Source organism: Rhodoblastus sp. 17X3 (assembly GCF_030056575.1).
Taxonomy (GTDB): domain Bacteria; phylum Pseudomonadota; class Alphaproteobacteria; order Rhizobiales; family Beijerinckiaceae; genus Rhodoblastus.
This window is the reverse complement of sequence record NZ_JASHHX010000009.1, coordinates 123,660-139,671: the sequence shown is the minus strand read 5'-3', so window position 1 is coordinate 139,671 and position 16,012 is coordinate 123,660. Positions and strand designations below refer to the sequence as shown.

Genomic DNA, 16,012 nt, shown 5'->3' with positions numbered 1-16,012 from the left:
CGCGGCGCTGCAAGCGCGGGGCTGTTCTCCCCAGGCTCCCTTTCGCCCGCAGCGGGCCCGGACGGGGGAGAGGCGCCCCCCGCCGACGTCAATCCTGAAACGGATTATGCATCAAAATAGTGTCTTCGCGCTCGGGACTTGTCGAGAGCAAGGCGACCGGCGCCTGAATCAATTCCTCGACCCTGCGCACATATTTGATCGCCTGCGCCGGCAATTGCGCCCAGGAGCGCGCGCCGCCGGTGGGCTCGCGCCAGCCTTCGATGGTCTCGTAGATCGGCTCGACCCGCGCCTGCGCCGCCTGCGAGGCCGGCAGGTAGTCGATCGTCTCGCCATCGAGCTTGTAGCCGACGCAGACCTTGAGCTGTTCGAAGCCGTCGAGAATGTCGAGCTTGGTCAAGGCGATGCCGTCAATGCCCGAGGTCTTGACGGTCTGGCGCACCAGAACCGCATCGAACCAGCCGCAGCGCCGCGCGCGCCCGGTGACGGTGCCGAATTCCCGGCCCTTTTCGCCGATGGCCCGGCCAGTCTCGTCGTGCAGTTCGGTCGGGAAAGGCCCCTCGCCCACGCGGGTCGTATAGGCCTTGGCGATGCCCAGCACATAGCCGATCGCCTTCGGCCCAAGGCCAGCGCCCGTCGCCGCGTTGGACGCGACCGTGTTGGACGAGGTGACGAAGGGATAGGTGCCGTGGTCGATATCGAGCAGCGCGCCCTGCGCGCCCTCGAAAAGAATCCTCTTGCCCGCCCGGCGCAGATCGTCGAGCAGGGCCCAGGTCCGGTCCATATAGGGCAGGATCTGCGGCGCCACTTCTTCCAGCTCGGCGCGGATCGTCTCGGCCTTGATCTCTTCGAGGCCGAGGCCCCGGCGCAGCGCGTTGTGATGCGTGAGCAGGCGCGCGATCTTGCCGTCGAGCGTCGTGAGATCGGCGAGATCCATCACGCGGATGGCGCGGCGGCCAACCTTGTCCTCATAGGCGGGGCCGATGCCGCGCTTGGTCGTGCCGATCTTGGCGTCGGCGGCGGCGGAATTTTCACGCAGGGCGTCGAGTTCGCCATGCAGCGACAGGATCAGCGGCGCGTTTTCGGCGATGCGGAGGTTTTCGCGCGAGATCTTGACGCCCTTGGCGCGCAGATCGGCGATTTCCTTGACGAGGTGCCGGGGATCGACCACGACGCCATTGCCGATGATCGAGAGCTTGCCCGGACGGACGATGCCGGACGGCAACAGGGACAGCTTGTAGGTGACGCCGTCGATGACCAGCGTATGGCCGGCGTTGTGCCCGCCCTGATAGCGCACCACCACATCGGCCGAGACCGACAGCCAGTCCACGATCTTGCCCTTGCCCTCGTCGCCCCACTGGGCGCCGACCACCACCACATTCGCCATAGTCCCGGCTCTGTCTCTCTTAAGCTGCGCCCTGGCTACGCCAGCCGCTTCGCTTGTCTCTTTTAAGCTGCGCTCTGGCGTTCGCCAACCGCTCCGCTTGATTTCGTGCGCTGCGCTCTGGCGTTCGCCAACCGCTTCGCTTGATTTCGTGCGCTGCGCTCTGGCGTTCGCCAACCGCTTCGCTTGAATTTCGCGCGCGCTGCGCAACGCAACGCAAAAACCCCAGCGCTGGGCCGGGGCGATCGCGAAAGACCGCCTACCGGATCAACGCGATGAAGTAAAGCGTTTCCGCTCCCTCCGCACGAGCCCGCATCCCGGAAAACCGGCAAAAAACGCGGTTAAATATTAGGGTTAAGACCTATTTAAAACTTTGCTGGCAAAACTTCCCTCGGTGAACACGCATTCGGGCCACGCGCGCCCGGCACACGAAGGGATTTTGTCATGGGCAGCTTGAAAGCCCTCACTCTCGCGAGCGCCGTCGCTCTGGCCGCCATTCCGCTGGCTCCCTTCCCGGCGGCCTTCGCTGCGGATCTGTTGCCGCCGCCGCCCCAACTGGAGCCGCCGCCCCTGCGCGGCATGGTCGACGAGCCGGTCGGATTCTACATGCGCAGCGACATCGGCGTCGCCGCCGTGTCCGCCTCCAACCTGCGCTCGACCTTCACCGACGGCAGCACGCTGGCGAGCCTCGGCGCCGTGGACGGCCCGGTCAGCGTCGGCGACAATTACATCCTGAGCCTCGGCCTCGGCTGGCAGTTCAACCAGTGGTTCCGCGCCGACCTCACCGCCGAATATCGCGGCTCGGCCAGCTATGCTTCCAGCGTGACCTATCAATGGGGCACCGCGCTCACCAACGCCTCCGGCTGTTTTCCCGGCTCCGGCCTGGTCTGCGGCGACCAGTATAGCGGCAACGTGAAGACCGGCCTGTTCCTCGCCAACGGCTATATCGACGTCGGCAGCTGGTACGGCTTCACCCCTTATGTCGGCGGCGGCATCGGCCTGGCCGTCTATCAGACGAGCGGCGTCAAGGACCTCGGCCTCTACCCGACCGCCGGCGCCTTCGGCTTCGCGCCCAACTACAGCGGCACGAACTTCGCCTGGTCGCTCACCGGCGGCGTGGCCTACGCCATCGCGCCCAACCTCAAGCTCGACGTCGCCTATCGCTACGTGAACATGGGCGCCTTCAAGACTGGCGCAATCGGCTGCAACTACACGGTCGCCGGCAGCTGCCATGGCGAGATCCAGAGCTTCAACATGGCGTCGAACGACCTGCTGTTCGGCCTGCGCTGGTTCACCCCCGTCGTGGCGCCGGTCCCGGTCCTGCAAACCCGCTACTGAGCGGCGCGCACTTCCCAAGTTTGGCCTTCCGCGCTCTCGCGGAAGGCCTTTTTGCTATTTGGCGGCGCGTTTTCGCGCTTTGCTGCGCCGCAAAAGAAAAAACGACGGCGTTTTCAAAATTTTCTCGCAAAGACGGCGTTAAGGTTAAGTCGCGATTAACCCTCTTCCTTCACAGTCTTTCCATGATTGGCGCAGCGTCGCGCAGTGGCTGTCGAAGAGGAAAGACATGCGTAGGACCATTCATGCGGCCGCCGCCGCGCTCATGGCCTGGACCGCCGGCGGAACGCTGGCCGCCGAAGCAGCCGATCTCAGCCTGCCCCCGGTCTACCAGCCAGAATCTTCCCCCATCGTCGAGCTGGGCTCCGGCTGGTATCTGCGCGCAGACGCCAACGTCTATGACGCGAGCTACAATTCGAACATTTTCGGGACGCTCTCGAACACGAATTTCGGCGCGACAATCGGCGCCGGCTATCAGTTCAATCCCTTCTTCCGCGTCGACGCCACGTTCGACTACATGACGCCGGTCGAGAAGAAGAACATGATCGTCCTGCCCGGATCGGGCATCGGCGGCGTCGGCTATCCCGCCTCCTCCTTCGGTGGACTCTATCCGCCTGGCTGCCCCGTTCAGGTCAACCCGACCACCCCGGGCAATATCGACAGCATCAGCTGCACGGCCAATCCCTGGGCGAAGGTCACCGCCAACGTCTATCTGCTGAACGCCTATCTCGATCTCGGCCACTGGTATGGGCTCACGCCTTATGTCGGCGTCGGCGCCGGCCTCGCCTATGTCCATTCGCAAGCCAACGTCACCTATCGCTTCATAAACGGGACTCTCTACGGCGACGGCAACAGCTATTGCGGCGGCAATACCGGAATTGGCGGCGTGCCCTGCTTCCATCTCGGCTATGCGAACAACTCCGGTCCGAACGTCACCAACTATAATTTCGCCTATGCGCTGATGGCGGGCTTCTCCTACGACATTTCCAGCCTGCTGAAGTTCGACGTCGGCTATCGCTTCCTCGATCTTGGGCCGAAGATGACCTCGCAGCAGTTCCGGGCGGGCATTCGCATCACGCCGGACGGCTGAGGCCCTCACTCATCCGAATCGGCGCCCTCGGCTTCGTCCTCGGCGTCGGCGATCAAAGCTCCGATGGCCGCCGCAAGGCGGCCTTCGCTTGACTCGCCCCGTTCGGCGAAACTGAGCGCGGCGACGCTGGCGTTGAGCGCCGCCTCGCGGCGCCGGTAATCCGGGATCTCCCCCGCGCGCGGCTTGGGCACACGGGCGTCATCGCAGCCGAACGACTCGAACCAGGCGATGTCGGCGGCGGTCAGGCCGGCCAGACTCAGGCGTTCGCGCATTGACGCGTCCATAGGCCCCTCCTAACGCTTGCCCCCGCCGGCCGAGACCTGCTCCGCGCCCGGCGCGAGCGGAAAAACGACCTCGACCAGAGTGCCTTCATTCTTGCGGCTCTTGATGGAGAAGCCGGCGCCATTGGCTTCGGCCAAAGCCTTGGTCAGCGGCAGGCCAAGGCCGGTGCCGCCGCGCGACGGCGCGACCTGGCGAAAAGGTTCGAGCGCGGCGCCCAATTCGCTTTCCGTCATGCCGATTCCGGTATCCTTGACGCGCAGCACGGCATGGCCGGAATCGCTGAGCGCGGTCGAGACGATGACCTGCCCGCCCGGCTCGTTGTAGCGCACGGCGTTGGCCAGCAGGTTCAGCACGATCTGGCGCAGGGAGCGCTCGTCAGCGTGAATCGGCGGCAGCCGCGTCGCCAAGGCGAGCCGGGTGATGACCTTTTCGCGATTGGCCTGAGGCTGGATCAGCGACACGCATTCCGCCACGACGCGGTTGGCGTCCACCGCCACGACGGACAGGTCCAGCTTGCCCGCCTCGATCTTGGACAGGTCGAGCAGGTCGTTGACCAGACTCATGACATGGGCGCCGGAGGAATGGATGTCGCGCAGATAATCCTTGTAGCGTTCATTGCCGACCGGCCCGAAGCGCTCGTCCATGATCACCTCGGCGAAGCCGAGAATGGCGTTGAGCGGGGTGCGGATCTCGTGGCTGACCTTGGCGAGGAATTCGGACTTGGCCTGGCTGTCGCGCTCGGCCCGCGCGCGCGCTTCGTCCATCGCGCGCTCGGACTGGCGCCAATGGCTCATGTCGCGCAGGATCAGGCAATATTTGCCTTCCACCGTCTTGCCTAGCCGGCCGATAGTCAGATGCAGGGGCGTCGTCGCGCCCTGCCGCGTGCGCCCGATCGCCTCGCGCCCGCGCTTTTCCGCCCCGGCCTTGGCGCGGGTGAAATATTCGAGCGCCGACACATGGGATTCGCGGGCGAGCAGAATGGTGAAATTCTCGCCGGCGACCTGATTGCGGTCATAATCCAGCAAGGCCTCCGCAGCGCGGTCGAGACCGAGAATCGCCCCATCGGCGTTGATGAGGACCACGCCGTCGGCGGCCGCATCCACCATGGACTGGATCTCGTCGATCTCCGATTCGCGCTGGCGCAGGCTCGCCTCGATCACGCCGACCCGCTGCTCCAGCGCGGTCGCCGATGGGCGGATCAAGGTCACGAGATCGGCCGGGCCGCCGTCCCAGTCGACGCGCGCGCAATGGGCGTCGGCGGATATGGCCTCGCCATTCGCGCCGCGCAGGAGCAGCGTGCGTTTCTGTCCCGGCGCCAGCTCGGCGGCGACGAACCGGCTGGAGGCCCGAAGCCCTCCCGCCGCGCTGAAGGCGGCGAGATCGGCATAGCCGAGCCAGTCGAGCGCCAGGCGATTGGCGTAGAGCAGGGTCGCGCCGCGGCTGGCGACGAGGCCCACCGGCAGGGCCTCCGCGAATAGCGCATCGAATTTTTCCGCGGGCCGGACTTCGACGGCCTCAGGCGAAGCCGGCGGCTCGACGGTTTCCTGCGGCTCTGCGGGCCAAGAAGCGGACGGAGTAGCGGGCGGAGAAGCAGGCGGGGCGACGGGGGCCTCATCTCCGGCTTCCAAAGGACCGCGCGCGCCAAGCGCGCGGGCGATTTCGCGAAAGGCCGAACGCTCGTGCGGCGCCAGCGTGACCAGCGACGATTCCGCATCCTCGCCGTCACGAGCAGATGCGCCGTTCGGCTCCGCTCCCCCGGAATATTCCGCCGGCTCGCCGCTCGTCACGGGCCGGCCGTGCGCCAGGGGGCGCAAGGGCACCACGACGCCGGAAAATTCCGGCGGCCATATCCCGATGGGCGCCATTTCGGCGGGCGCAGGCTCGGAAGGCGCAGGCTCGGAAGGCGCGGTTTCAGTCGGCTCAGCCTTGGAGGGCGGATGCTCGGACAGGAACGAGTCGCCGCTCGCCGGCTCTTCCCTTGCGGGCGGCTCGTCCGGCGCGGACGCATCCTGCGCCTGGAACAGGCCGGCGACGAAGGGCGCTTGCCGCAGGCGATCGAGATGGATGACGCCAAAGCCGCGCCAGCCTTCGAAATGCGCGCCATGATCGAACACGGGCAAGGCGCCGAGCGTCACGGGCGCGGCGGCGGAGGCCCCGGCGATCGGCCAATCGACATCGACGCGGCTGAAAGTCGCCTGCGCGCGCAAAGCCTCGGCAAGTTCGCCGCTCGGGTCGAAACCCAGCGTCTCCGCCGCCTCGATCAGATCGCGGCCGACCAGATCGGCGCAGCCCGGGCCGACGATCTCGGCCAGCGGCGGCGTCACCTGAAGCACGATGTTCCGGGAATCGGTCCGCCACAGGAAACGCGCGGGCGCAAGGCCAGGAAACCGTGTCTGCAACTGCGCGCGGATCGCGCCGAGGCCGTCAACCGCAACCGTCTCGTCGGAAACGGCGGGGTGCGGCTCGGCGTGGGAAGCGGCAGCCTGCGGCGCGGCGGCGGGCCGCGCGCGGAGGCGGCCAGCACGCAGGCCGAGGCCGGCGAGAACGAAAAGCGAGGGATCGCCCGCCGTGCGCCGGCACAGGGCGGTGATCGCGCCCGGCAGATCCGCGCCAATGAACGACAGCCGCTCCAGCCGCGCGGCGGCGCCGGGCAGGATGCTGCGCGCGAGTTCGGCAAGGCGCAGCGAACCCGGCAGATCGGAACCGAACAGCTTTGGCGTCAAGGCTCCGCAGTCGCTCGCGCCGAACAGGGCGAGCGCCGAATCATTGGCGTAGATCACGCGCGCGGGGTCGCCCCCGGCGACGAGGACCGGAGCGCCGGCGCGCGCCAGCGAGGCGACTGCCGGATCGGCCAGAGCCGCCGCGACTTCCGCGCTTTGTCGCCCGTTCGCGATATTGTCAGCCATGCGTCAACTGGCTCCTCTGGAGCGTCTGGCGCGGCCGCGCGACTCTGCGGCCGGAATCGTGGTTACCTTAATGAAAAGCTAACCACGTCGGCAGCCCCGAATCCATATTTGATCCATTTCATTCCCAGCGAACTGCCCTTATGATTAACAACGCTTGGCTGCGGGTGTGAGAAACGTTTTGTTGCGCCGCACAAAGTCCTATTGCGGCGCAACAAATTGTTGGCTATAAAGCAAAGCGCAATACCAATTTGGCGCGGGCGCGGGAATTTTCGACAACAGCCCGGCCGCTCAACGCAAGGGATGATCCATGAGCAACCTCAACCTCGAAATTCCTGCCGAAGTTCGCGAATTCGCGGAAAAGACCGTCGACCAGGCCCGCAAGGCCTTTGACAGCTTCGTCGCCGCCGCCCAGAAGGCGTCCGCCCAGTCCGAAGCCGTTGCGGAAACCGTTTCCAGCAGCGCCAAGGAAGTCAGCTCCAAGGCGATCGGCTTCGCGGAAGCCAACGTCAAGGCCGCTTTCGACCTCGCCGAAAAGCTCGTCAAGGCGAAGGACCCCAAGGAAATTCTCGCGATCCAGTCCGAATTCCTGAAGACCCAGGTTTCGGCCGTTCAGGAGCAGGCCAAGGTTCTCGGCGAAGCCGTGAAGAAGGTTGTCGCGACCTCGACGGAAGCCAAGTAATGGCGAGCGGTCCGCGCAAAACCAAAACGGCTGCGCCGGCCGCCGAAGCGCCGGTCGCCAAGGTCGTAACGGAAGCGGCCGCCGCTCCCGCAGCGGCTGTGGCCGAGGTCAAGAAGGTCCAGACGGCCGCCAAGCAGGCGGCAGCCGAGACCGTGGCCTCGCTGGAAACCTCGTTCACCGCCGCCAGCAAGAGCCTGCAGGCTTTTTCCGCCAAGGCGGTCGAGGCCTATCAGGCCAACGCCGCCGCTTCGGTGGAATATGTGCAGGCCCTCGCCGGCGTCCGCAGCGTGAGCGAGGCCATCTCCTTGCAGAGCGAACATTTGCGCAAGCAATATGAGACTCTGACCGCGCAGGCCAAGGAGCTCACCGCTCTTGCGCAGCAGGTCGCCGCCGATGCGGCCGGCCCGCTCAAGGAGCATCTGGACAAGGCCTTCAAGTCCAACTGACCCTTTCGGCGAAGCCCCGCGCTTCGCCGATCGACGTTACGGACCGGCCAATCCACAGGCTCGAATTTTGAGCGCGCGATGCTCTTGCAATCGCGCGCTCTCCGCTTTAGGTTCCGCCGACAAATCGGCCGCCATAGCTCAGTTGGTTAGAGCGCTAGATTGTGGATCTAGAGGTCCCCCGTTCGAGCCGGGGTGGCGGTACCATTTCAAATTACCCTCATCATCGTCGGCAAGATCGTTGATTTCCAACGGTATGGCAGACTGTTCGGCGATAATTCCGCGGATCATTCGGCCGGCGGATATCTGGCGCGCCCGTGACCGCTTCGCGCCATGCGAACCATGTCAACCTGGCGATCGCCGCTCCGACGGCGGCGGTATTTTGCTGCAATGCGTGAAGAGCGGCGCGATGGGCCTCGATCCGGCGCGGCGCTATGAGCGGCATTCTTTAAATGAACTGATCCCTCGCCATGCCGCCAATTTCCTCTAGCCGTTTTCCGGGCGCTCACGGAACCGGCAGCAACCGAGGGGGTTATTAATCGATAGTAAATATTCATATTTTGGTCGAGGACCGGATTTAAAAAGGAGTTTTCTTATGAAAACCCGCTTGATCAAAGCCGCTTTCATTCTCGCCGCTCTTTCGATGCCTCTCGGCGCCCAGGCTCAGGGCGTTATTCAAGGCGGCCAGCGAGGCGCCGCCGAAGGTGGGCGCGCGGCTGGCCCGGTTGGCGCCGCAGTTGGCGGCGTTGTCGGTGGAGTCACCGGGGGCGTTGTTGGCGGCGTCAAAGGCGTGGTGGGCGCTCCGCAGCGCCATCACCGCAGCCACCGTCATCATTATCACTAGTTTCGTCGACATTACGGCAGATCGCGAATCCGGCCAGATAACGACGAGGAGCTGATCGGGTTGCTCTCCGGCCAGCGCAAAAACCTCTTGCGGCGCCGAAAAACCCTTGCGGCACGGAAAAAACCTTGGCGCGCGCAAAATCCTTGGCTATGCCGGTTTAGCTGACTTTTCTAGCGCCGGCCCCCAATGTGTGAGCTTCTCGGTATGAGCGCGAATGTCCCGACCGACATTCGCTTTTCCTTCGCCGGCCTCGCCCGGCGCGGAGGCGGCGCGGGCCCACACCGCGACGGCTGGGGCATCGCCTTTTACGAAGGCCGGTCGGCGCGCGCCTTCCACGATCCCGAACCCGCCGCGAGTTCCGACATCGCGCGATTCGTCGGCTCGCATCCGATCAAGAGCCGCACGGTCATCGCCCATATCCGGCAGGCCAATCGCGGACGCGTCACCCTCGCCAACACCCATCCCTTTTCCCGCGAGCTGTGGGGCCGCGTCTGGACCTTCGCCCACAATGGCCAATTGCGCGGGGTCAAGACCCTGCGGCTCGATTTCTATGGCCCGGTTGGAACCACGGACAGCGAACACGCCTTCTGCTGGATGCTCGACCAATTGCGGACGCGGTTCGAGTCCCTGCCCCCGCCGCCGCAGCTCGACCGCGAAATCCTTCAGCTGAGCACGAAACTGGCGCGGCTCGGCGTGTTCAATATGCTGCTCAGCGACAGCCGCACGCTTTACGCCTTCTGTGGCAAGCGGCTCGCCTGCCTCACGCGCCGGGCGCCCTTCGGCGAAGCGACCCTGATCGACGAGGATCGCAAGGTGAATTTCGCCGAGGAGACCGGGCCGAACGATTGCGTCACCGTGGTCGCCACCGGGCCTTTGACCAGCGACGAAAGCTGGACCGCGATCAAGCCGGGCACGCTGCTCGCCTTGCGCGAGGGCCAGGTCGCCGCAACCCTCTTCATCGAGCCGCCGGGCGGCGAAAAGCCCGCGCGCGCCAAAAGGACCGTTCCATGCTGATCGACGGCGAAAAACGCACCGCCATCTGGCCCGACCCTAATGGCGAGGGCGTCTTCATTCTCGACCAGACCCGCCTGCCCCATGCCGTGGCCAATGTGCTGCTGCGCGATCTTGACGACGCCGCCCGCGCCATCAAGGACATGCTGGTGCGCGGCGCGCCTTTGATCGGCGTCACCGCCGCCTATGGCATGGCGCTGGCCCTGCGCGCCGATCAATCCGATTCCGCGATGCGCCATGCGGCGGAGGTTCTGCGCGCGACCCGACCGACCGCCGTCAACCTCGCCTGGGCGCTGGCGCGCATGACAAAGTTTCTCGAACCCATGCCGGAGGAGATGCGCCGCGACGCAGCCTTCGCCTTCGCCAAGCACCTCGCGGAGAAGGACATCGCCTGCAATGAGGCGATCGGCGAACATGGCCTGACCCTCATTCGCGCCATGGCGGAAAAGCGCGGCGGCCAGCCGGTGCGCATCCTCACCCATTGCAACGCCGGCTGGCTCGCCACGGTCGATTGGGGCACCGCCACGGCGCCGATCTACAAGGCTCAAGGCGCGGGCATTCCGCTGCATGTCTTCGTGGACGAGACGCGGCCGCGCAACCAGGGCGCCTCGCTCACCGCTTTCGAACTGGGCCAGCAGAAGGTCCCGCACACGCTGATCGTCGACAACGCCGGCGGCCATCTGATGCAGCGCGGCGAGATCGACATGGCCATTGTCGGCGCCGACCGCATCGCCGCCAATGGCGACGCCTGCAACAAGATCGGCACCTACCTCAAGGCGCTAGCGGCGCGCGATTGCGGCCTGCCCTTCTATGTCGCCGCGCCGGTCTCGACCTTCGATCCCGCGCTGGCGGAGGGCCGCCTCATCCCCATCGAGGAGCGCGCGCCCGAGGAAGTCACCTTCATGCCGGGCCTCGCGCCCAATGGCGAAGTGATCTCCGTGCGCATCGCGCCGAAGGACACGCCAGCGCGCAATCCGGGCTTCGACGTCACCCCGGCCCGGCTGGTCAGCGGCATCATCACGGAAAAGGGCGTGTTCGAGGCCAGCACGGAGGCGTTGGCGGCGCTGGCGTGACGCTCTACGCCTCGCCCCATCCTATGCCTCTCCCATCGGCCGCCATCCAAAACGGTCCTTGATCCGCTGCATCAGGGCGTCGCGGACGCTGCGATAGGCTTCGAGCTTCTGGTCGCGCGCGGCGTCAATATGGGTGACGTCCTCGGTCGCCCAATATTCCACTGGAATGTCGAGGTCGCGCGTCAGTTCCAGCATGCAATGATGCGCCTCGGGCGACAGCGTCACGATCAGTTCATATTGCGCCAGATCGACCTCGTCGAAGGTCCGGGCGACATGGCGCATCATGTCCATCCCCGCCTCGGCCATCACGCAGAGCGCGAAGCCATCCATGTCCAGGGCGCGCACGCCGGCGGAAGCGACCTTGAGGCTCGGGCCGAACAGCAGGCGCGCGAGACCCTCCGCCATGGGCGAACGCACGCTGTTCATGGTGCAGGCGAACAGCACCGCGCCGGGACGCGAAGCCGTCGGCATCAGCCTTTCCAATGCAGCGCGGTGACGAGCGTGAAGATGCGCCGCGAGGTGTCGAAATCGCATTCGATCTTGCCGCGCAGCCGTTCGGCCAGCAGTTGCGCGCCCTCGTTGTGCAGCCCGCGCCGGCCCATATCGATCGCCTCGATCTGCGAGGGGCTCGCGGTGCGGATGGCCGCGAAATAGCTCTCGCAGATCATGAAATAATCCTTGAGGATGCGGCGGAAGGGCGTGAGCGACAGGATATGGGCGATGATCGGCTCGCCCGCCTCATCGAGAATGTTCAGCGCGAGCTTGGACTCGTGCAGCCCGATATGAAGCTGGTAAGGCCCACTGGCGTGGCCCGGCAAGGCGAAGGCGTTTTCCTCGATCAGGTCATAGATCGCGATCGCCCGCTCGTGTTCCTGGTCGGGACTGCCGCGGCCGATCGACGCCTCGTCGAGCGTGATGTTGATCAGCCGGTTGCGGCGCAGGCTGTCGAGATGCTGCATGGTCTCATGCCTGCTCAAGTCTCAGAGCCACGGACAAGGCGTGGGCGTCGAGACGCTCCGCCCGGCCGAGCACGACCGCCGAGGGGCCGATGGCGCGCAGGCTCTCCGGCGAGCATTTCAGCAGCGAGGTGCGCTTCATGAAGTCCAGCACATTGAGGCCGGACGAGAAGCGCGCGGATCGCGCCGTCGGCAAGACGTGGTTGGAGCCGCCGACATAATCGCCGATCGCTTCGGGCGTATAGGCGCCGATGAAAATGGCGCCGGCGTTGCGCACGCCCGCTTGGAGCTCCTCGGCGTTGACCGCCATGATTTCGAGATGTTCGGCGGCGATGCGGTCGGCGAGCGGCAGCGCCTGGGACAGCTTGTCCACCACGATGATCGCGCCGAGCTCGGTCCAGCTTTTTTCGGCGATGGACCGGCGCGGCAGGGTTTCGAGCCGCGCGGCGACCGCCGCCTCGACCGCGTCGGCCAGCGCGCTGTCGTCGGTGATCAGGATGCTCTGCGCCGCCGTATCATGCTCGGCCTGGGCCAGCAGGTCGATGGCGATCCATTCCGGATTGGCGGTCTTGTCGGCGAGGATGAGCACTTCCGACGGGCCGGCGATCATATCGATGCCGCACTGGCCGAACACGCGGCGCTTGGCGGCGGCGACGAAGGCGTTGCCCGGGCCGACGATCTTGGCGACCGGCGCGATGGTCTTGGTGCCATAGGCCAGCGCCGCGACGGCCTGCGCGCCGCCGATGCGATAGACTTCGTCCACGCCGGCGATATGGGCCGCCGCCAGCACCAGCGGCGACAATTTGCCGTCGGGCGCCGGCGCGACCATGACCAGGCGCTCGACGCCCGCCACCTTCGCCGGAATTGCGTTCATCAGCACCGAGGAGGGATAGGAGGCCGTGCCGCCCGGCACATAGAGGCCGGCGGATTCGACGGCGCTCCAGCGCCAGCCGAGCTCCACGCCCGCACCGTCGGTAAAGCGCAGGTCGCTCGGGCGCTGCCTTTCATGGAAGGCGACGATACGGTCGCGCGCAAGTTCGAGAGCGGCGATCTGCTCCCTGGGGCAGGCGGCGACGGAGGCCTCGATTTCCGCGCGCGAGATGCGCAACGTTTCCGGGGTCAGCTCGATGCGGTCGAAACGGCGCGAATAGTCGATCAGGGCCGCGTCGCCCCGAGCGATGACATCCGCAATGATGTCGCGGACGATCGCATCGACGTCTTCCGCCGTCTCGCGCTTCATGTGCAGAAGCTTTTCGAATTTTCCGCCGAAATCGGCGGCGGCGGCGGCGAGCCGGAACGGCATCGGATTTCTCCTGGAAGACAGGGGAGCGGTTTGGAGGACAGGGGAGCGGTTTGTAGGCGGCGGCTTCTTTTTGTCAAGCGCCGCCGGGATCAGAGCCGCTCTTGCCGCTTTTGCCGCCGCCGCCTTCCTCGCCATGCCCCGGCGCGTGGCGGGCGCGCCAGCGCGGGCCGAGATCGGCCATGCGGGCCTCAAGGCATTCGACCTCGAGGCGAACGGCGCAGCCGCCGGAAAAGACCAGTTTCACGCTGCCGGAGGGCGCGTCGCCGGGGATGAATTCAAGACTCAGCAGATAAAGAATGTCATCGGGCCGGTCCTGCCGGAACCCCTGTAGCGAGGCCTTGCGCACATGTTCGAAATGCAGGCCCGCCTGCGTTCTCTGCGGCGCGCCCTCGACCGCGCCAAGCCAGTCGAAGCGTTTCATCGACAGGACGAAGCGCCTTTCGCGCGGCAGGTAGATCATGTCGCCGACGCGCAGGATGGCGTCCTGGACATGGGCGGCAAGCACCGCGAGATCCTCGGAATCGCAGGCCATGAGACGGAGATCGCGTCCCGCCGGCGCCCCGCTGTCCTTGTCCTGCGTCATGACGGGCGCCTCGGCGGCCTATTGGTTGGGCGAGCTGAACATCGCCTCGAAGATATTTCCCGGCTGCCGGGGCGGCGGCGGCGCGGCGGCGATGCTCTGCACAGGCGGCTTGACCGGCGGCGAGCTGGCGTCGCGCATCTGGCTGAGCATTTTCTTGCTCTTGGCGGTGTAATAATAGCCCGACGCGTAAAGGCGCACCGCGCGGTCCATGTCGCCGTCGGCAAGAGCCCAGGCATTGGCGAGATAAGGCGCGGCATAGGCCAGATTGGTCTCGGGATCGAGCAGGCCCTTGGGCGCGCCGTGATAGCCCATCGAGCGCGCCGTCGCCGGCGTGATCTGCATCAGGCCAAAATAGCTCCGGTGAACCAGACGCGGGCAATATTTGCTCTCGCGCATGATGACGCGATGGAGCAGCGCCAGCGGAATGCCGTGCTGGCGCGCATATTTGCGCGTCATGTCGGCCAACCCGGCCTTTTCCGCGATGGAGAAGCCGGCGACCTCATCGTCCCGATCCCGGCGAAGGTCCACGGGCGCGCCCCCAGCCCCTTGCGCGTAATCCGCGGGCGCGGCGTCCAGCGGCTGGGTCCGCAAGGACGCCGTCTGAACCGATGCGGTCTGCACAGGCTGGGGCTGGGACGGCGCGGGCTGCGCCGGCATGGATCTGGCTTCTTGCGGCTGCGGCGGGGCGAAGGCCGACTGGGACGGCTGGGCGAAAGCCTGTTGCGACGGCGCGAACAGTGCGCCGAACGGACCCTCCGAGACCGTCGGGTTCGGCGCATATTGCGCCGCCTGCTGCGGCGCGTATTGCTGCGGGGCTCCGTCGGCCTGCGCATCCGGCGGCGGATCGTCGGGGAATGCCGGCCGCACGGGAGGCGCGGGCGGGTGCTTCGGCGGCGCGGCGCGCACGGGGCTGGCTCCTTGCAAGGCAAGGGCGGCGAAGAGGATCAGTCGCGGCAGTCGTTGCGTCATAAGGCGTCTTTGCCGCGAAATAATGGCTTTGGCAAGGCGGCCCGTTGCGACCGAACGGCGCGGCGCGCTCCTGTCTGCCGCCCGTCACGCAAATCTGTTACCTTGAGTCTCAGCGAATCCGGCAACTATCCGGGGAGGTAACGATGATTCGATTGCCCTTGCGTCTGTTCTGCATCGCGGCCCTGTTGGGCGCGGCCGCGCCCTCCGCCTTCGCAGAGGACGACCCCTCGCCCGACCAGATGGTTGACGCCATCCAGAATATCACCGGCCTCCACAAGGGCCTGCGCCGCAATCACGGCAAGGGCTTTTGCGGCGAGGGCGCGTTCAAGGGAAGCCCGGAGGCGGCGGCGCTGTCGAGCTCCCCGCTCTTTTCCGGCGCTTCCGAGTCTGTCCTGTTCCGCTTTTCCATCGCCGGCCCCAATCCGGCTGCGAGCGACGCCGCGCCGTCGCCGCGCGGCCTTGCCGTGCAAATCACTCTTCCGGGCGGCGCGCTGCAGGACATGGTCATGCTGAATGCGCCGGTTTTCGCGGCCGCGACAGTGCGCAGCTTTTTTGAGCGGCAGGTCGTCAGCGCGCCCGACCCGGCGACGGGAAAGCCTGATCCGGACAAGCTGAAGGCCTATTTCGCCGACCATCCCGACGCCAAACCTCTCACCGACTGGCTGAAGGGTCATAACCCGCCGCCCTCCTATGCGGAGACCCCTTATTTCAGCATCCACGCCTTCAAATTCGTCGACGCCGCAGGGCGGCCAAACTGGGTGAAGTGGCGCTTCGAGCCGCGCGACGGCGCCAAGGCGCTCACCGCCGACGAAATGAAGGCTTCGCCGCCCGACTTCCTGGAGGCCAAGCTGGCCGAGCGCCTGAAAACCGGGCCGGTCGAATGGGACATGATCGTGACGCTCGGCGAGGCCGGCGATCCGATCGACAATCCGACTCTGCTCTGGCCGGCGGAACGCCGCGAGATCAAGGCGGGCGTGCTGACGCTGGTCAAGGCGGGTGAAGCCTCGGCCGGAACCTGCGAGGACGTGATGTTCGACCCCAATCTTCTCGCCCCGGGAATCGAGGCCTCGCCGGACCCCATTCTCGCCTACAGGTCGCCCGCCTATGCCGTCTCGCTCGGCCGGAGGCTTGAGGAAAAGAGCAAATAGACGAGGCGC

Annotated in this window: 16 protein-coding genes and 1 tRNA gene; 8 read left to right on the top strand and 9 right to left on the bottom strand. The window is 66.1% G+C overall.

The window, feature by feature from the left end:
* Positions 1-88: 88 nt before the first annotated feature.
* Complete coding sequence (locus QM467_RS10790; protein WP_283366322.1) at positions 89-1,384, bottom strand: adenylosuccinate synthase; 1,296 nt, start codon at positions 1,382-1,384, stop codon at positions 89-91.
* A gap of 441 nt (positions 1,385-1,825) precedes the next feature.
* Between QM467_RS10790 and QM467_RS10785 the strand changes: the two genes are divergently transcribed.
* Positions 1,826-2,719, top strand: coding sequence for an outer membrane protein (locus QM467_RS10785; protein ID WP_283366321.1), 894 nt, complete (start codon positions 1,826-1,828; stop codon positions 2,717-2,719).
* 226 nt (positions 2,720-2,945) lie between these two features.
* Positions 2,946-3,806 (top strand): outer membrane protein, encoded by an 861-nt coding sequence (locus QM467_RS10780; protein WP_283366320.1) that lies wholly within the window; start codon positions 2,946-2,948, stop codon positions 3,804-3,806.
* A 5-nt stretch (positions 3,807-3,811) separates the two neighbouring features.
* Here QM467_RS10780 and QM467_RS10775 read toward each other — a convergent pair whose 3' ends face one another.
* Complete coding sequence (locus QM467_RS10775) at positions 3,812-4,090, bottom strand: hypothetical protein (protein WP_283366319.1); 279 nt, start codon at positions 4,088-4,090, stop codon at positions 3,812-3,814.
* A 9-nt stretch (positions 4,091-4,099) separates the two neighbouring features.
* Positions 4,100-6,994, bottom strand: coding sequence for an ATP-binding protein (locus QM467_RS10770; protein WP_283366318.1), 2,895 nt, complete (start codon positions 6,992-6,994; stop codon positions 4,100-4,102).
* Positions 6,995-7,301: 307 nt separating this feature from the next.
* Between QM467_RS10770 and QM467_RS10765 the strand changes: the two genes are divergently transcribed.
* The 3 genes from QM467_RS10765 (at position 7,302) to QM467_RS10755 (ending at position 8,323) form a co-directional block, all read left to right on the top strand.
* Positions 7,302-7,673 carry a phasin gene (locus tag QM467_RS10765; RefSeq protein WP_283366317.1) on the top strand — a complete coding sequence of 124 codons (372 nt, stop codon included), beginning with the start codon at positions 7,302-7,304 and terminating at the stop codon, positions 7,671-7,673.
* The gene (locus tag QM467_RS10760; RefSeq protein WP_283366316.1) at positions 7,673-8,119 is read left to right on the top strand and encodes a phasin family protein; all 447 of its coding nucleotides are present in this window, start codon (positions 7,673-7,675) and stop codon (positions 8,117-8,119) included. The genes QM467_RS10765 and QM467_RS10760 overlap by 1 nt, the downstream gene beginning before the upstream one ends.
* 127 nt (positions 8,120-8,246) lie before the next feature.
* A tRNA-His gene (locus QM467_RS10755) sits at positions 8,247-8,323 on the top strand.
* Between the two features lie 370 nt (positions 8,324-8,693).
* Here QM467_RS10755 and QM467_RS10750 read toward each other — a convergent pair.
* Positions 8,694-8,972 (bottom strand): hypothetical protein, encoded by a 279-nt coding sequence (locus QM467_RS10750; RefSeq protein WP_283366315.1) that lies wholly within the window; start codon positions 8,970-8,972, stop codon positions 8,694-8,696.
* A 174-nt stretch (positions 8,973-9,146) separates the two neighbouring features.
* Here QM467_RS10750 and QM467_RS10745 point away from each other — a divergent pair, with 174 nt between their 5' ends.
* Positions 9,147-9,974: a class II glutamine amidotransferase gene (locus QM467_RS10745; RefSeq protein WP_283366314.1), complete on the top strand. Its 828-nt coding sequence runs from the start codon at positions 9,147-9,149 to the stop codon at positions 9,972-9,974.
* The gene (gene mtnA / locus QM467_RS10740; RefSeq protein WP_283366313.1) at positions 9,968-11,044 is read left to right on the top strand and encodes an S-methyl-5-thioribose-1-phosphate isomerase; all 1,077 of its coding nucleotides are present in this window, start codon (positions 9,968-9,970) and stop codon (positions 11,042-11,044) included. The genes QM467_RS10745 and mtnA overlap by 7 nt, the downstream gene beginning before the upstream one ends.
* 21 nt (positions 11,045-11,065) lie before the next feature.
* Here the strand turns inward: mtnA and QM467_RS10735 are convergent, their stop codons facing one another.
* From QM467_RS10735 to QM467_RS10715, 5 genes are all read right to left on the bottom strand, one after another.
* Entirely contained in the window at positions 11,066-11,515 is a 450-nt protein-coding gene (locus tag QM467_RS10735; RefSeq protein WP_283366312.1) for an arsenate-mycothiol transferase ArsC, read from the bottom strand.
* Positions 11,515-12,003, bottom strand: coding sequence for a UPF0262 family protein (locus tag QM467_RS10730; RefSeq protein WP_283366340.1), 489 nt, complete (start codon positions 12,001-12,003; stop codon positions 11,515-11,517). Before QM467_RS10730 ends, QM467_RS10735 begins: the two co-directional genes overlap by 1 nt.
* Before the next feature lie 4 nt (positions 12,004-12,007).
* On the bottom strand, positions 12,008-13,303 hold the full coding sequence (hisD, locus tag QM467_RS10725; RefSeq protein WP_283366311.1) for a histidinol dehydrogenase: 1,296 nt from the start codon (positions 13,301-13,303) through the stop codon (positions 12,008-12,010).
* Positions 13,304-13,376: 73 nt separating this feature from the next.
* Positions 13,377-13,886: a DUF2948 family protein gene (locus tag QM467_RS10720; RefSeq protein ID WP_283366310.1), complete on the bottom strand. Its 510-nt coding sequence runs from the start codon at positions 13,884-13,886 to the stop codon at positions 13,377-13,379.
* An 18-nt stretch (positions 13,887-13,904) separates the two neighbouring features.
* A complete protein-coding gene (locus QM467_RS10715) occupies positions 13,905-14,855 on the bottom strand; it encodes a lytic transglycosylase domain-containing protein (protein ID WP_283366309.1) in 951 nt (316 codons plus the stop codon).
* Between the two features lie 143 nt (positions 14,856-14,998).
* Here QM467_RS10715 and QM467_RS10710 point away from each other — a divergent pair, with 143 nt between their 5' ends.
* On the top strand, positions 14,999-16,003 hold the full coding sequence (locus QM467_RS10710; RefSeq protein WP_283366308.1) for a catalase family peroxidase: 1,005 nt from the start codon (positions 14,999-15,001) through the stop codon (positions 16,001-16,003).
* The last annotated feature ends 9 nt before the right edge of the window (positions 16,004-16,012 follow it).

Bases quoted from the DNA above. Each gene is read 5' to 3' on its own strand.
- QM467_RS10775 (WP_283366319.1), bottom strand. From the start codon at position 4,090: ATGGACGCGTCAATGCGCGAACGCCTGAGTCTGGCCGGCCTGACCGCC.
- QM467_RS10720 (WP_283366310.1), bottom strand. From the start codon at position 13,886: ATGACGCAGGACAAGGACAGCGGGGCGCCGGCGGGACGCGATCTCCGT.
- QM467_RS10750 (WP_283366315.1), bottom strand. From the start codon at position 8,972: ATGTCGACGAAACTAGTGATAATGATGACGGTGGCTGCGGTGATGGCG.
- hisD (WP_283366311.1), bottom strand. From the start codon at position 13,303: ATGCCGTTCCGGCTCGCCGCCGCCGCCGCCGATTTCGGCGGAAAATTC.
- QM467_RS10730 (WP_283366340.1), bottom strand. From the start codon at position 12,003: ATGCAGCATCTCGACAGCCTGCGCCGCAACCGGCTGATCAACATCACG.
- QM467_RS10790 (WP_283366322.1), bottom strand. From the start codon at position 1,384: ATGGCGAATGTGGTGGTGGTCGGCGCCCAGTGGGGCGACGAGGGCAAG.
- QM467_RS10715 (WP_283366309.1), bottom strand. From the start codon at position 14,855: ATGACGCAACGACTGCCGCGACTGATCCTCTTCGCCGCCCTTGCCTTG.
- QM467_RS10745 (WP_283366314.1), top strand. From the start codon at position 9,147: ATGTGTGAGCTTCTCGGTATGAGCGCGAATGTCCCGACCGACATTCGC.
- QM467_RS10710 (WP_283366308.1), top strand. From the start codon at position 14,999: ATGATTCGATTGCCCTTGCGTCTGTTCTGCATCGCGGCCCTGTTGGGC.
- QM467_RS10785 (WP_283366321.1), top strand. From the start codon at position 1,826: ATGGGCAGCTTGAAAGCCCTCACTCTCGCGAGCGCCGTCGCTCTGGCC.
- mtnA (WP_283366313.1), top strand. From the start codon at position 9,968: ATGCTGATCGACGGCGAAAAACGCACCGCCATCTGGCCCGACCCTAAT.
- QM467_RS10760 (WP_283366316.1), top strand. From the start codon at position 7,673: ATGGCGAGCGGTCCGCGCAAAACCAAAACGGCTGCGCCGGCCGCCGAA.
- QM467_RS10770 (WP_283366318.1), bottom strand. From the start codon at position 6,994: ATGGCTGACAATATCGCGAACGGGCGACAAAGCGCGGAAGTCGCGGCG.
- QM467_RS10765 (WP_283366317.1), top strand. From the start codon at position 7,302: ATGAGCAACCTCAACCTCGAAATTCCTGCCGAAGTTCGCGAATTCGCG.
- QM467_RS10780 (WP_283366320.1), top strand. From the start codon at position 2,946: ATGCGTAGGACCATTCATGCGGCCGCCGCCGCGCTCATGGCCTGGACC.
- QM467_RS10735 (WP_283366312.1), bottom strand. From the start codon at position 11,515: ATGCCGACGGCTTCGCGTCCCGGCGCGGTGCTGTTCGCCTGCACCATG.